This window comes from Klebsiella africana (assembly GCF_020526085.1).
In the GTDB taxonomy this organism is placed as follows: Bacteria; Pseudomonadota; Gammaproteobacteria; order Enterobacterales; family Enterobacteriaceae; genus Klebsiella; species Klebsiella africana.
Map to the genome: position 1 here is coordinate 5,007,120 of NZ_CP084874.1, position 14,069 is coordinate 5,021,188.

Here is a 14,069-nt window from a genome sequence, read left to right on the forward strand (position 1 = left end):
AAGACCGATAATGATTGCAGTTGTTTTTCAGTAAATAGTGATATACATCACATTAACAAGTTATATTCATCGTCACAGAACAAAAGATAGCCGCTTTCAGGCACTGTGCTTTATTACCGCCCGAACTAAAGGTAAAGGGTCTATAGTTACTGATGCGCTAATAAATAAGGGTACGGAGAATACCATGACCACCACCAAGCAACCTGGATTCGCACCTGCAGCTTCACCACACGCCGCCACCGCCGTTCATACGCCGGAAGAGCATATTATCGCCGGAGAGACGTCTATTCCCTCTCAGGGTGAAAACATGCCGGCCTACCACGCCCGCCCGAAAAACATCGATGGCCCACTGCCGATTGTTATTGTGGTACAGGAAATTTTCGGCGTGCATGAGCATATTCGCGATCTTTGTCGCCGCCTGGCGCAGGAAGGTTATCTGGCTATTGCGCCTGAATTGTACTTCCGTCAGGGCGATCCGAATGAGTACCACGATATCCCGACCCTGTTCAAAGAGCTGGTTACCAAGGTGCCGGACGCGCAGGTGCTGGCAGATCTCGACCATGTCGCCAGTTGGGCGGCACGTCACGGCGGCGATGCCCATCGTCTGCTGATCACCGGCTTCTGCTGGGGCGGACGCATTACCTGGCTGTATGCCGCGCATAACCCGCAGCTGAAGGCAGGCGTGGCCTGGTACGGTAAGCTGGTGGGAGAAAAATCACTGAATTCGCCGAAGCACCCGGTAGATATCGCCGTCGATCTCAACGCCCCGGTGCTTGGTCTGTACGGGGCTAAAGACGCCAGCATTCCGCAGGACACCGTCGAGACTATGCGTCAGGCGCTGCGGGCAGCCAACGCCACGGCGGAAATCGTGGTCTATCCCGAAGCCGATCATGCCTTTAACGCCGACTATCGCGCCAGCTATCATGAAGAGTCAGCCAAAGATGGCTGGCAGCGAATGCTCGCGTGGTTTGCGCAGTATGGCGGTAAAAAAGGGTAATCGCCCTAAGCATGAAAAAAGGAGGCAAATGCCTCCTTTTTGATTTTTCGCGTGACGATCAGGCGGACTGGCGCAGATTTCGCGCCGCTTGCACCATATTCGCCAGCGCGGCGCGGGTTTCCGGCCAGCCGCGAGTTTTCAGGCCGCAGTCCGGGTTAACCCACAGCCGCTCCACCGGGATACGCTGCGCGGCTTTCTTCAGCAGCGCTTCGATCCACTCCACGCTCGGCACGTTTGGCGAGTGAATATCATATACTCCCGGCCCGATCTCATTGGGGTACTCGAACGCTTCGAACGACTCCAGCAGCTCCATATCGGACCGCGAGGTTTCAATGGTGATCACGTCAGCGTCCAGCGCGGCAATGGAGTCCATGATGTCATTGAACTCGCAATAGCACATGTGAGTATGGATCTGCGTGTCGTCTTTGGCGACCGCAGCATTAAGGCGGAAGGCTTCCACACCCCACTGCAGATAGGCATCCCAGTCGCTGCGCTTCAGCGGTAACCCTTCGCGCAGCGCCGGCTCATCAATCTGGATGATGCCGATCCCCGCCGCCTCCAGATCCGCCACTTCATCACGCAGGGCCAGCGCAATCTGTTTCGCGATGGTTTCACGGCTGACATCTTCCCGCGGGAAGGACCAGCACAGAATGGTCACCGGTCCAGTGAGCATCCCTTTCACCGGCTTGTCGGTCAGCGACTGCGCGTACTTCGCCCAGTCGACGGTGATCGCCTGCGGACGGCTGACGTCGCCGATCACCACCGGCGGCTTCACGCAGCGGGAACCATAGCTCTGCACCCAGCCGTTTTGCGTGAAGATAAAACCGTCCAGATATTCGCCGAAGTATTCCACCATGTCGTTCCGCTCGGCTTCCCCGTGCACCAGTACGTCTAAACCTAACCGCTCCTGCTCGACGATCGCCTGCTTAATATGTTCCGCAATCCCCGTCCGATAATGACTGGCGTCAAGGTTACCCTTTTTGAAGTCCAGGCGCAGGCCGCGGATCTCGGTCGTCTGCGGGAATGACCCGATGGTGGTGGTCGGCCATTTCGGCAGGTTAAAGCGCTGGCGCTGTGCCTGCGCGCGAGCCTCATAGGGGCTGGCGCGCTGGCTGTCCTGAGCAGTGATCGCCGCCAGCCGTTTTTCCACCTCCGCGTTGTGCACGCGGGTCGAATGGCGACGGGCCTGGATTGGCGCGCTCCACTCGGTAATCGCCGCCGTATCGCCGCTGTTCAGCGCATCGCGCAGCAGCGCCAGCTCACCGCATTTCTGCAGCGCGAAGGCAAACCAGCTCTTCACTTCCGCATCAAGGCGCGTCTCCACGCTCAGATCGATCGGGCTATGCAGCAGAGAGCAGGATGACGCGACCCATAGCTCGCGCTTACCGACGAGGTCTAGAATTTGCGCATACTTTTCAGTGAGATCGGCGCGCCAGACGTTACGCCCATTGATCAAGCCTGCGGACAGCAGCCAGTCGGCCGGCAGGCGATTATGCAGTTCGGCGACATCATCTTTGCCGTGCACCAGATCGACGTGCAGCCCCTGGACCGGTAGCGCAGCAATGGTCGCGAGATTGTCGCTAATTCCTTCAAAATAGGTGGTCAGCAGCAGCTTCACCTGGCCCTGCAGGGCGTCATAAGCCGGTTTAAAGGCCTCCAGCCACGCTGGCGGCAGCTCCAGCACCAGCGCCGGTTCATCAATCTGCACCCACTCGATGCCGCGCTTCGCCAGTTCGGCCAGCACCTGCTGGTAAACCGGCAGGATGGCATTCAGCAGGCTCAGACGATCAAACGGTTCGCCTTTCACTTTGCCCAGCCACAGATAAGTCACCGGCCCCAGCAGCACGGGCTTGATCTTGTGGCCCAGCGCCAGCGCTTCGTCCACTTCATCCAGCAGTTGGGTCCAGCTCAGTGTGAACTGCTGGCCCTTCACAAACTCCGGCACCATATAGTGATAGTTGGTGTTGAACCATTTGGTCATTTCCGCAGCGGCGGCCGGTTCGCCAGTCGGCGCGCGGCCGCGCCCAATGCGGAACAGGGTATCGATGTCAATGGATCCGTCTTTGTTCTGATGACGAGCCGGCACGTTGCCAAGCAGCAGGCTGGTAGTCAGAACATGGTCGTACCAGGCGAAATCCCCCACCGGCAGCAGATCAATGCCCGCCTGTTTCTGCTGCTCCCAGTGACGGGCGCGCAGCTCACGGCCTACCGCCAGCAGTTCCTCGCGAGTGGCGTTGCCCGCCCAGTAGCTCTCTTGCGCTTTTTTCAGCTCGCGGCGCAGGCCAACGCGAGGAAAACCGAGGGTGTGGTTAAGAATTGTCATTTTTTGAGCCTCATAATTGCAATCCGAAAGATTTCGGATTTAGGGAAGGCGGCAAACTTGCTCATCCCCAGGAGCTTACTGAAGTAAGTGACTGGGGTGAGGAAGTGCAGCCAACGCACCATAAATTCGAAAGATAAAGGATTTAGCCGTCCAGATGTTTACACATCCATAATTGGCAGTTACTGTATATTCCTCAAGCGCAAATTGCTCATGGCGAAGTGAAGGACTTTCATGATCGAAATTAAACATCTGAAAACGCTGCAAGCGTTGCGGAACAGCGGTTCACTGGCGGGCGCAGCAGCGGCCCTGCACCAGACCCAATCCGCTTTGTCTCACCAGTTCAGCGATCTGGAACAGCGCCTTGGCTTTCGTCTGTTTGTGCGTAAGAGCCAACCGCTGCGTTTTACCCCTCAGGGGGAGATCCTCTTACAGCTGGCCAACCAGGTACTGCCGCAGATCGCCCGCGCCCTGCAGGACTGTAACGAACCGCAGCAGACCAAACTGCGCCTGGCTATCGAATGTCACAGCTGTATTCAGTGGCTGACGCCGGCGCTGGAGAATTTCCGCGCCCGCTGGCCACATGTGGAGGTCGACTTCCATTCCGGGGTGACCTTCGACCCGCAGCCAGCGCTGCAGCAGGGCGAACTGGATCTGGTGATGACCTCCGATATCCTGCCGCGCAGCGGTCTGCACTACTCGCCAATGTTTGATTATGAGGTGCGTCTGGTACTGGCGCCCGAGCATCCGTTAGCCATGAAGACGCTGGTTACCCCGGAGGATCTGGCCGCGGAAACGCTGTTGATTTATCCCGTGCAGCGCGGGCGCCTCGATATCTGGCGCCACTTCCTGCAGCCGGCCGGCATCAGCCCGCAGCTGAAAAGCGTCGATAACACGCTGTTGCTGATCCAGATGGTGGCTGCCCGGATGGGCATTGCCGCACTGCCGCACTGGGTGGTGGAAAGCTTTGAACGCCAGGGCCTGGTGGTCACCAAAACCCTGGGCGAGGGATTATGGAGCCGGTTGTACGCGGCCGTTCGCGATGGCGAACAACGTCAACCGGTCACCGAAGCGTTTATTCGCTCTGCGCGGAACCATGCCTGCGATCATCTGCCGTTTGTCCGGAGTGCGGAGCGACCCAGCGGCGATGGACCCACAGCGAGGCCAGGATCACCAACGCTCCGCTAATAAAGCTCGGCCAGTGCGGCTGCTCTTGCCAGATGGCAAGGTTAACCAGCAGCCCGGCGGGGACATGGACGTTATTCATGATCCCCAGCGTGCCGGCATCCACCTGCGTGGCGCCATAGTTCCACATAAAGTAACCCAGCCCGGAGGCCACCACGCCGAGCCACACCAGCACGCTCCACTGCAGCGTGGTGGTCGGCAGCTTCTGTGGGTTGCCGAGCATAAACCATGCCGCAACCGCCACGATAAAAGCCCCGACATAGAACCAGGCAAAGGCATTGTGCTGCGGCATCGGACGCACCTCCATCAGGCGCTTATACCCCACCATGCCGATGGCGAAGCAGAGATTTGACAGCTGCACCAGTAACAGCCCGGTCCAGAAATGATCGCTGACTTTGTCATAGCGGATAATCGCCGCCCCCAGCACCGCCAGCGCGGCGCTCAGCAGATAGCCCCAGCGCAGCTTACGTCCGCTAAGCAAGTCGTAGATCAGCGTGATATACAGGGGAGTAAACACGGTAAACAGCAGAAATTCCGAGACCGTCAGATAGAGATAGGCGCGGAAAGCCAGCAGGTACATGATGCCTAGCTGCATCGCGCCCACCAGCATATAGAGCACGATCGTGCGCGGAGACTGGCCGCGCGTGCGCAGGAAAGGCAGGAACACCAGCGCCGCCAGGCCCACGCGCATCAGCACCGAAAAATAGCTGTCGACGCTACCGGCCAAGTATTCGCCAATCAGGCTAAAAGAAAAGGCCCACAGGATAGTGGTGATAATTAACAGCGCCACAATGGTCGTCTCGTTGGATAAAGAACAGGCATTGTAGCGAAGAGTCAGGTTGACGACTGGACAGTTATTCGCCAGTCGTCAATCTTTTTCAGTCGAGGTATAGCTTACGCAGGTAGTGCGGAACCGCATCGTCGGCGTTGCTGCCGATCACTTCCAGCTCCGGATGCAGATCCTTTAGCCGCTGGTGGGCGTTGGCCATGATGCAGCCTTTGCCGGCCATCGACAGCATCTCGGCGTCGTTCATACCGTCGCCGAAAGCGATGCAATCTGACAGACTGTAGCCGAGCATTTTCGCTACCGCCTCCAGCGCATGCCCCTTCGATACCCCACCCGCCATGACTTCCAGGCAGGTTAAGGTGGAGAAGCTGACGTTCACCCGATCGCCCCAGCGGGCGTTCATCGCCTGCTCCAGCGGCAGGAGGTGCTCGTGATCCTCGCAGGTAAAGAAGACCTTGCTGATCCCCTGCGGATCCAGTTCGCCCGGCTCATACAGCTTGTAGTTAAACACCGCCTCCTTGAAGAAGCGCATCTCTTCCGGACGATGGCGGTTCATATACCACTCGTCTTCCCGATAGACGTTAGTGACGATTTTCGGGTCGTTACGCACGATCTCAAACAGGTCGGCGGCAATATCGCGGTCGAGGTTATGGGCGAAGATTTGCTGGCCATCGCTATCGTGAACCCGGGCGCCGTTAGAGGTGATCATGTACGACCGGATGCCGAGATTATCGCGGATCTGCCCGACGTCGATGTAGTGACGGCCGGTGGCGAAGACGAAATTGATCCCTCGGGCGGTCAGCAGCTTCAGCGTCTCTTTGGCATACGGGGTCAGGAAATGGCCGGGGGAAAGCAGCGTGCCGTCTAAATCAGACGCAACAACCTGGTACATAAAAAAGTTAACCTCTAAGCAGGGCGACGAGCGTTATCGTCGGATTAAGTATGTCGATTGAAAAACTCGACGATGGCATTGAGCGCGACTGAGCGCATAGCGTCCTTTTCAAAAAGGATCTCATGATATGCCCCTTCAATGACGAGCGGCTTACCGCCCTCACAGGGATGGCCGGCAGCGGCCCGTAATTCACAATAGCGGTCGTGCATCAGATTATCGACCACCCGCTCCTCTTCCGCCTGTAAAAGCAGCGTCGGGGCGGTATCTTTTTCCACATTCGCCAGCACTTCGTCTCCAGCCAGCATGCCCTCACGCACCCAGTGCCAGGTCGGGCCGCCGACCTGCAGCCGCGGCTCATCGGCATAGAAGCGCAGGTTGCGACGATAGCGTTGTCGACTGTGCGTCAGCACGTTAACGGCAAAAGGCAATGCCCGCCAGCGCCCGGTGCCGATGGCATACTCTTCGCGAATGCGCTGATGGCCCTCAGCCCAGTCGAGAATATGGCGCACCATCCAGTCCGGCAGCCGAATAATAATCCCGAACATCGGCGCGCAGAGCGCTATTGCATCGCAATGCGCCTGGTAACGTTGCAGAAAAAGCGTGGCAATCGCTCCGCCCATAGAATGGGCAAGGATAAACCGTTTTCGCCAGTGTCCAGGAACCACCTGCTGCTGCCAGAGCGCGGCCAGGTCATCAACATAGTCGCTGAAATTAACCACATGTCCGCGGTGGGTATCTGACAGCAGGCGGCCCGAGCGTCCCTGCCCGCGATGGTCAATGATCATCACGTCAAAGCCGCTGTGAAAGAGATCGTAGGCCACTTCAGCATACTTCACGTAGCTTTCAATGCGCCCGGGGCAAATCAACACCAGACGATCGTTATGTTGCGCGCAAAAGCGGACAAAGCGTACCGGTACATCGTCGACGCCTTTAAATTCAGCTTCTTCGCGCTGTCGCCAGAAATCCGTCAGCGGCCCCATGCTAAAGGCCGCAAACGCGTTTTCTCGTGTTTCCCAGTCCTTTTTCTGCCCAAACATCGGGTTTACACCCCTGTTAACCGCTGAAAATCGTTTTTTTACCGTGTATCACACAATGCTGACACAATAGCGTATTGTGGCATAAAAACAGACAATCAGGGAGTTTCTCATGACCATTGAGTGGTGGTTCGCCTACCTGCTGACATCAATTATTCTCAGCCTGTCGCCGGGTTCCGGAGCGATTAATACCATGACCACCTCCATTAACCACGGTTACCGCGGCGCGGCGGCGTCGATTGCCGGTTTGCAGACTGGGCTGGCCATTCATATCGTGCTGGTTGGCGTTGGTCTCGGCACCCTCTTCTCCCGCTCGGTACTGGCCTTTGAAGTGCTGAAATGGGCCGGCGCGGCTTATCTTATCTGGCTGGGTATTCAGCAATGGCGGGCGGCAGGGGCCATCGACCTGAATACGCTGGCGAAGGCGCAGACGCGCGGCAAACTGTTCCAGCGCGCGGTGTTCGTAAATCTCACCAATCCCAAAAGCATTGTGTTTCTGGCCGCCCTGTTTCCGCAGTTTATCCTGCCGCACCAGCCGCAGGTGATGCAGTATCTTGTTCTGGGCGTCACCACCATTGTCGTCGATATCATTGTGATGATTGGCTATGCGACCCTGGCGCAGCGCATTTCAGCATGGATTAAAGGGCCAAAGCAGATGAAGGCGCTGAACAAAGTCTTTGGTTCGCTGTTTATGCTGGTCGGAGCGCTGCTCGCCTCCGCCCGTCACGCCTGAATCATGGAATCTCGCTCGCAAAGAGAGGTTCGCCAGGTGAACGACGCTTTCTCTCTACACGAGCCGACACGCAAAGCGGGTAATTAATTTTTTTACCCGCTGTCGGCGTTGAACCTACCGTGTCAGGATGCCGCCAGATACGTGATTCACGGATGAACGGCGATGGCGGAAACGGCGACTCCTCATGATGCAGTATTTAAAAGTTTTCTCTCGCGAGTAGAGACGGCGCGCGATTTTATCGAGCTCCACCTGCCTTCGTCGTTAATACAGATCTGCAAACTGGATACCCTGCGTCTGAAATCCGGCAGCTTTCTCGAAGACGATCTCAGGCCTTACTACAGCGATATCCTTTATTCGCTGGAAACCACCCGCGGTGCGGGCTATGTCCATGTTCTGATCGAGCACCAGAGCGCACCTGATAAGCTGATGGCCTTTCGCTTAATGCGCTATGCTGTCGCCGCCATGCAACGGCACCTGGAGAGCGGCCATAAAACGCTGCCTCTGGTTATCCCTATTCTCTTTTATCAGGGACGACGCAGCCCCTATCCCTGGTCGATGCGCTGGCTGGATAATTTTGCCGATCCTGAAACCGCCCGCCAGCTCTATAGCGGGGCGTTTCCGCTGGTCGATATCACGGTGATCCCCGATGACGACATCATGCAGCACCGCAGCATGGCAGCCCTGACGCTGGTGCAAAAGCACATCCGCCAGCGCGATATGGCGCAATTGCTGGATAAGTTGACCCACCTCTTAATGCTGGAGCAGATGAGCGGACAACAAATCACCGTATTGGTAAACTATATGGCTCAGGCAGGGGATGCCGAAGATACTCGGACACTCTTGTACGGGCTGGCACAGCGCGTGCCGCAGCATGGAGGATTACTGATGACGCTGGCGGAAACATGGCTTGCAGAAGGTATGGAGAAAGGCGTACAGCAAGGCATAAAAGAAGGTAAACACCAGGCTCTGGTGCAGGTTGCCGAAGCGATGCGCAATCGCGGTATTGATGACCAGGCGATTATGGAAATGACCGGTCTGGCTGAGGATGAGCTGCAGCGGCTTCGCCACTGATACTTTCCCACCCGGAAACAACCGGGTGGGGACACAGCATGCCGGTTAACGCGAGATAATCAGGTGGATGCCAAAGCCCGCAAACAGCGTACCGGCGATACCATCGATCCACTTCGCCATCCGCTGATAGCCGCGGCGCATCCCCGGCAGGGCGAACAGGCTGGCAACCACCATAAACCAGGCCAGCGTCTCGACGATAATCAGCAGGAAAATACCCCAGCGCGCGCCGGCGCCAACGCTATCACCGACGAACAACGAGAACACCGAGCCGAAGTAGATGATTGCTTTCGGATTCGCCAGATTGGTCAACAATCCCTTCACGAAGCTGCGTCCGCTACGGGCCAGCTCCACCTGCGGCTCCGCCGGGGCCACCGCCTCTTTTTTCAGCGCGCCACGCAGCATCTGGTAGCCCATCCAGCACAGATACAGGCCGCCACCGACCATAATGATGTTATGCAGCCACGCCATCTGCGCAAGGATCAGGTTCAGGCCGAGCAGAGCAACCCCCGCCCAGATCATCACGCCGCAGGTGATCCCCAGCACACCCATCATCGCCTCTCTGCGCGAGCGGCTGATGGCCGTTTGTGAGACAAAGAAAAAGTCCGGCCCCGGGCTCATCAGCGCAATGATATGCACCAGCGCCACGGTGAGGAAAAGCATCAGCATAGTTAACTCGCAGGAAAATAATGAAGAGAGAAACTATTCTGGCACTTTTTCAGCCAGCTGACTACTCATCGTCGCCATCAACATGCGCCCGGATCAGCGCCATAAACGGCTTCCCAAAACGCTCGAGCTTGCGTGTCCCCACGCCGTTGACGCTGAGCATCTCGCCGGCGGTCAGCGGCGATTGTTCGGCCATCTCGATAAGCGTCGCGTCGTTGAAGACCACGTATGGCGGGATATTCTCTTCGTCAGCGATCGCTTTACGCAATTTGCGCAGCTTGGCAAACAGTTTACGGTCATAATTGCCGCCAAAGGATTTCTGCATCGCCTTCGGCTTCAGCGCCACGATACGCGGCACGGCGAGCTGCAGCGGCACGTCGCCACGCAGCACCGGTCGCGCAGCTTCGGTCAGCTGCAGCGCGGAGTGCTGGGCGATATTCTGCGTCACCAGCCCAAGGTGAATCAGCTGGCGGATCACGCTCACCCAGTGCTCGTGACTTTGCTCCCGGCCGATACCGTAAACCGGCAGCTTATCGTGGCCCATCTCTCGGATGCGCTGATTGTTGGCCCCGCGCAGAACCTCCACCACGTAACCCATCCCGAAGCGTTGATTCACCCGGTAAATCGTTGAAAGCGCCTTGCGGGCGTCCATTAAGCCATCGTACTGCTTTGGCGGATCAAGACAAATATCGCAGTTGCCGCACGGCTCCTGGCGTCCTTCGCCAAAGTAGTTCAGCAGCACCAGACGACGACAGGTCTGGGCTTCAGCAAACGCCCCCATCGCGTTCAGCTTATGCCGTTCGATATCCTGCAGCGGCCCGGCGGGCTTCTCTTCCAGACAGCGGCGCAACCACGCCATGTCCGCCGGATCGTAAAACAGCATCGCTTCCGCCGGCAGGCCGTCACGCCCGGCGCGGCCGGTCTCCTGATAGTAGGATTCAATATTGCGCGGGATATCAAAATGCACCACAAAGCGGACGTTCGGCTTGTTGATACCCATCCCGAAGGCCACCGTCGCCACCACGATCTGCAGATCGTCGCGCTGGAATTTCTCCTGCACGTCGGCGCGCACATCGTTTTCCAGACCGGCATGGTAAGCCGCCGCGCTAATACCGCGGCTTTGCAGCCTGGCGGCGGTATCTTCCACTTTTGAACGGCTGTTGCAGTAGATAATGCCTGATTTGCCGCGCTGATCCTGTACATAGCGCATCAGCTGGTCGAGCGGCTTGAATTTCTCCATCAGCATATAGCGGATGTTCGGCCGGTCGAAGCTGCTGACCTGAATCAGCGGATCGTTAAGCCCCAGCAGGCGGACAATATCGCGGCGGGTGGTGTCATCGGCGGTGGCGGTCAACGCCATAAACGGGATCTGCGGCATCCGCTGACGCAGCTGGCCCAGCGCGGCATATTCCGGACGGAAGTCATGGCCCCACTGGGAGATACAGTGCGCTTCGTCTACCGCCAGCATCGCCAGGTTCCAGTTCGCCAGATGCTCAAGAAAGTTATCCAGCATCAGCCGTTCCGGCGCGATATACAGCAGACGAACCTGCCCGCTGCGGCAACCGGCCATCACCTCCTGCTGCTGCTCGCGGCTCTGCGTCGAGTTCAGACAAGCCGCCGCCACGCCGTTGGCCAGCAGTTGATCGACCTGGTCCTTCATCAGCGAGATCAGCGGTGAGACCACCACCGTCAGACCGCCCATGACCAGCGCCGGCACCTGATAGCACAACGACTTGCCGCCACCGGTCGGCATGACCACCAGGCAGTCCCGGCCTTCGAGCGCCGTCTCGATAATCGTTTCCTGGCCAGGACGGAACTGCTGGTAGCCGAAGGTTTCTTGTAAAACCTGCTTAGCCAGCGATTCCTGATTTAATACTTCCGCCTGTGCCACGTTGACCCCATTTGCCTGAAAAGAAAACAGGCGCTATTTTCAGCGCCTGCGAGCCAGAGTGCAACGATTAAAACAGATCGTTGAGCATTAGCCCGACCCCGACGCGCGTTTGGTTAAAGTTATAGTCGATAAGCGACTCGCCATAGCCGCTGTAGATCTGCGTATAGGCGCGAACATGTTTAGTGATGGGGTAGCTCACCCCAAACTCCGCCCCGCCGTAGCCGGTGTTCCAGTTATATTGTCCCTGCGCGCTGAGGATCGCCTCCCCCAACTGGTAGCCCACCTTCAGGCGGTAATAGCCCATGTATTTAGTAATGTCCGGGTTATCATCGGTGCTGCCCACCACATACCAGGGTTTCACTTCCACCAGCCAGTTGCCGTTTTGCGCCATCAGCCGGGCGTAAAGCCGGTTCCAGCTGCGCGAGGTGGGGTCGGAACGGCCATTTGAGTCGTGGTTATACCCCATCTCAATGTCGCGCAGCGTCCAGCCGGCAAACTGATAGTCGGTCGCAAAGCCTAAAAACAGCTGTGGCTCGTAATTGGTTTCGCGAAATGGCGCCGACTCTTTGCTATTGGAGAGCTGCCACCAGGATTTCTGGGTGTACGACGCGCCGAGCAGGGAATTATCGCCCAGGATACCGCGCCACAGCGGGAACGCCAGGCTCAGCTGGAACTTTACTTCATCTTTACGGGCGTTTTCGGCCCAGTCATAGCTGCGGATCGCCTCTTTATTGAGGTCGCTGGTCCACGTATAGAGCAGGTAGTTGCTCTCATAAGGGTAAAGCAGGAAAGGATTATCATGGTCCTGTAGCAGGTTGGCGATAATGCTGCCGCGCACTGCTGGTTTGTCGTGTACCGACGCGTCCTGCGCCATAACACCAGCCGGTAGCGCGCACAGCGCCGCCAGGCAGGCCAAAGAGATACGCATGCTGGTCTCCTGATAAATAGTTTTTATTTTTGTTTAACCTGAAGACATTCTACCTGTTTATTAATCACCTGCCCCCTAATCCGTTCCGAAAGTGGAAATCAATATTTTAGAAGCATAAAATCAACATTTTGTTAACGAATGGAACCGGTGTTATGTCTGAACTTACTGCCGAAGCAGCCCTGAAACTGGTGGGTGAGATTTTCGTCTATCACATGCCGTTTAACCGCGCCCTCGGTCTCGAACTGGAACGCTATGAAAAAGCGTTTGCGCAGCTTAGCTTTAATAATCAGCCGATGATGGTCGGCAACTGGGCGCAAAGCATTCTGCATGGCGGGGTGATCGCCTCCGCGCTGGACGTCGCCGCTGGCCTGGTCTGCGTCGGCAGCACCCTCACCCGGCATGACACCATCAACGAAGAAGAGCTGCGCCAGCGGCTTTCCCGCATGGGAACCATCGACCTGCGCGTGGACTACCTGCGTCCGGGCCGCGGCGAACGTTTTACCGCCACCAGCACCCTGCTGCGCGCCGGCAATAAAGTGGCGGTTGCCCGCGTGGAACTGCATAACGAAGCGCAGGTCTATATTGCCAGCGCAACGGCCACCTATATGGTGGGTTGATTGGCCAAAATCGAGTAACATCACTCTCTTTGGCAATGGATTTTACCGATGGATGCGAAACAGACGCGGTTGGGGATCATTCTGGCCCTCGCCGCCTACTTTATCTGGGGTATCGCGCCAGCGTACTTCAAACTTATCTACTATGTTCCCGCCGATGAAATTCTGACCCATCGCGTGATCTGGTCTTTCTTTTTCATGGTGGCGCTCATCAGCGTCAGCCGCCAGTGGCCGCAGGTGAAAAAGCTGCTGAAAACGCCACGCAAGATCTTCCTGCTGGCACTCTCGGCAGTGCTGGTCGGCGGTAACTGGCTGCTGTTCATCTGGGCGGTGAATAACCACCATATGCTGGAAGCCAGCCTCGGCTACTTTATTAACCCGCTGGTGAATATTTTGTTGGGGATGATTTTCCTCGGCGAACGCTTCCGTCGTCTGCAGTGGCTGGCGGTGCTCCTCGCCTTTTGCGGCGTGCTGGTCCAGCTGTGGACCTTTGGTTCGCTGCCGATCATCGGCCTTGGGCTGGCCTTCAGCTTTGCCTTTTACGGCCTGGTGCGAAAGAAAATCGCTGTCGATGCGCAAACCGGCATGCTGGTGGAAACGCTGTGGCTGCTGCCGGTGGCGGCAATCTGGCTGTTCGGCATCACCGACAGCCCGACCAGCCATATGGGCGAGAACCCCTGGTCGCTCAATCTGCTGCTGATGGCGGCAGGCGTGGTCACGACCATTCCTCTGCTGTGCTTCACTGGCGCGGCAACGCGTCTGCGGCTTTCCACGCTGGGCTTTTTCCAGTACATCGGCCCAACGCTGATGTTCCTGCTGGCGGTGACGTTTTACGGCGAAGTGCCGGGCAAGGATAAAATGGTGACCTTTGGCTTTATCTGGGTCGCGCTGGCGGTGTTTATCGTCGATGCGCTGTATACCCAGCGCAGGCTGCGCAGAGGCTAAGCCTGCCTC

Annotated in this window: 13 protein-coding genes; 6 read left to right on the forward strand and 7 right to left on the reverse strand. The window is 57.4% G+C overall.

Going from position 1 to position 14,069, the window contains the following annotated elements:
- Window positions 1–184 precede the first annotated feature (184 nt).
- Entirely contained in the window at window positions 185–997 is an 813-nt protein-coding gene (locus LGL98_RS24035) for a dienelactone hydrolase family protein (protein WP_136031853.1), read from the forward strand.
- 58 nt (window positions 998–1,055) lie between these two features.
- Here LGL98_RS24035 and metE read toward each other — a convergent pair whose 3' ends face one another.
- On the reverse strand, window positions 1,056–3,320 hold the full coding sequence (gene metE, locus LGL98_RS24040; protein WP_136031855.1) for a 5-methyltetrahydropteroyltriglutamate--homocysteine S-methyltransferase: 2,265 nt from the start codon (window positions 3,318–3,320) through the stop codon (window positions 1,056–1,058).
- A gap of 231 nt (window positions 3,321–3,551) precedes the next feature.
- On the opposite strand from metE, the gene metR reads away from it, so the two are divergent.
- Window positions 3,552–4,505: an HTH-type transcriptional regulator MetR gene (gene metR / locus LGL98_RS24045; protein WP_136031857.1), complete on the forward strand. Its 954-nt coding sequence runs from the start codon at window positions 3,552–3,554 to the stop codon at window positions 4,503–4,505.
- Here the strand turns inward: metR and LGL98_RS24050 are convergent.
- The 3 genes from LGL98_RS24050 to pldB all read right to left on the reverse strand — a co-directional run bounded on the left by LGL98_RS24050 (window position 4,393) and on the right by pldB (window position 7,218).
- Window positions 4,393–5,292, reverse strand: coding sequence for a carboxylate/amino acid/amine transporter (locus LGL98_RS24050; protein WP_136031859.1), 900 nt, complete (start codon window positions 5,290–5,292; stop codon window positions 4,393–4,395). The genes metR and LGL98_RS24050 overlap by 113 nt on opposite strands.
- Window positions 5,293–5,380: 88 nt before the next feature.
- Window positions 5,381–6,181 carry a sugar/pyridoxal phosphate phosphatase YigL gene (yigL, locus tag LGL98_RS24055; protein ID WP_136031861.1) on the reverse strand — a complete coding sequence of 267 codons (801 nt, stop codon included), beginning with the start codon at window positions 6,179–6,181 and terminating at the stop codon, window positions 5,381–5,383.
- Between the two features lie 44 nt (window positions 6,182–6,225).
- A complete protein-coding gene (pldB, locus tag LGL98_RS24060; protein WP_136031864.1) occupies window positions 6,226–7,218 on the reverse strand; it encodes a lysophospholipase L2 in 993 nt (330 codons plus the stop codon).
- Window positions 7,219–7,327: 109 nt separating this feature from the next.
- On the opposite strand from pldB, the gene rhtB reads away from it, so the two are divergent.
- On the forward strand, window positions 7,328–7,948 hold the full coding sequence (gene rhtB, locus LGL98_RS24065) for a homoserine/homoserine lactone efflux protein (RefSeq protein ID WP_002883411.1): 621 nt from the start codon (window positions 7,328–7,330) through the stop codon (window positions 7,946–7,948).
- A 162-nt stretch (window positions 7,949–8,110) separates the two neighbouring features.
- Window positions 8,111–9,019: an Rpn family recombination-promoting nuclease/putative transposase gene (locus LGL98_RS24070; RefSeq protein WP_136031866.1), complete on the forward strand. Its 909-nt coding sequence runs from the start codon at window positions 8,111–8,113 to the stop codon at window positions 9,017–9,019.
- A gap of 45 nt (window positions 9,020–9,064) precedes the next feature.
- On the opposite strand, the gene rhtC is transcribed toward LGL98_RS24070, so the two are convergent.
- The 3 genes from rhtC to pldA all read right to left on the reverse strand — a co-directional run bounded on the left by rhtC (window position 9,065) and on the right by pldA (window position 12,501).
- A complete protein-coding gene (gene rhtC / locus LGL98_RS24075) occupies window positions 9,065–9,685 on the reverse strand; it encodes a threonine export protein RhtC (RefSeq protein ID WP_136031868.1) in 621 nt (206 codons plus the stop codon).
- Between the two features lie 61 nt (window positions 9,686–9,746).
- Window positions 9,747–11,573, reverse strand: a complete 1,827-nt coding sequence (gene recQ, locus LGL98_RS24080; RefSeq protein ID WP_136031870.1) for an ATP-dependent DNA helicase RecQ — start codon at window positions 11,571–11,573, stop codon at window positions 9,747–9,749.
- 67 nt (window positions 11,574–11,640) lie between these two features.
- On the reverse strand, window positions 11,641–12,501 hold the full coding sequence (pldA, locus tag LGL98_RS24085) for a phospholipase A (RefSeq protein ID WP_136031872.1): 861 nt from the start codon (window positions 12,499–12,501) through the stop codon (window positions 11,641–11,643).
- A 152-nt stretch (window positions 12,502–12,653) separates the two neighbouring features.
- Between pldA and yigI the strand changes: the two genes are divergently transcribed.
- Window positions 12,654–13,118, forward strand: coding sequence for an acyl-CoA thioesterase YigI (gene yigI, locus LGL98_RS24090; protein WP_002883404.1), 465 nt, complete (start codon window positions 12,654–12,656; stop codon window positions 13,116–13,118).
- Window positions 13,119–13,166: 48 nt separating this feature from the next.
- The gene (rarD, locus tag LGL98_RS24095) at window positions 13,167–14,060 is read left to right on the forward strand and encodes an EamA family transporter RarD (RefSeq protein WP_004187777.1); all 894 of its coding nucleotides are present in this window, start codon (window positions 13,167–13,169) and stop codon (window positions 14,058–14,060) included.
- Window positions 14,061–14,069: the final 9 nt, after the last annotated feature.

What these genes read in the sequence shown, in the direction of transcription:
- LGL98_RS24035 (WP_136031853.1), top strand. Translation starts at nt 185, where the DNA reads ATGACCACCACCAAGCAACCTGGATTCGCACCTGCAGCTTCACCACAC.
- metE (WP_136031855.1), bottom strand. Translation starts at nt 3,320, where the DNA reads ATGACAATTCTTAACCACACCCTCGGTTTTCCTCGCGTTGGCCTGCGC.
- metR (WP_136031857.1), top strand. Translation starts at nt 3,552, where the DNA reads ATGATCGAAATTAAACATCTGAAAACGCTGCAAGCGTTGCGGAACAGC.
- yigL (WP_136031861.1), bottom strand. Translation starts at nt 6,181, where the DNA reads ATGTACCAGGTTGTTGCGTCTGATTTAGACGGCACGCTGCTTTCCCCC.
- pldB (WP_136031864.1), bottom strand. Translation starts at nt 7,218, where the DNA reads ATGTTTGGGCAGAAAAAGGACTGGGAAACACGAGAAAACGCGTTTGCG.
- rhtB (WP_002883411.1), top strand. Translation starts at nt 7,328, where the DNA reads ATGACCATTGAGTGGTGGTTCGCCTACCTGCTGACATCAATTATTCTC.
- LGL98_RS24070 (WP_136031866.1), top strand. Translation starts at nt 8,111, where the DNA reads ATGGCGGAAACGGCGACTCCTCATGATGCAGTATTTAAAAGTTTTCTC.
- rhtC (WP_136031868.1), bottom strand. Translation starts at nt 9,685, where the DNA reads ATGCTGATGCTTTTCCTCACCGTGGCGCTGGTGCATATCATTGCGCTG.
- pldA (WP_136031872.1), bottom strand. Translation starts at nt 12,501, where the DNA reads ATGCGTATCTCTTTGGCCTGCCTGGCGGCGCTGTGCGCGCTACCGGCT.
- yigI (WP_002883404.1), top strand. Translation starts at nt 12,654, where the DNA reads ATGTCTGAACTTACTGCCGAAGCAGCCCTGAAACTGGTGGGTGAGATT.
- rarD (WP_004187777.1), top strand. Translation starts at nt 13,167, where the DNA reads ATGGATGCGAAACAGACGCGGTTGGGGATCATTCTGGCCCTCGCCGCC.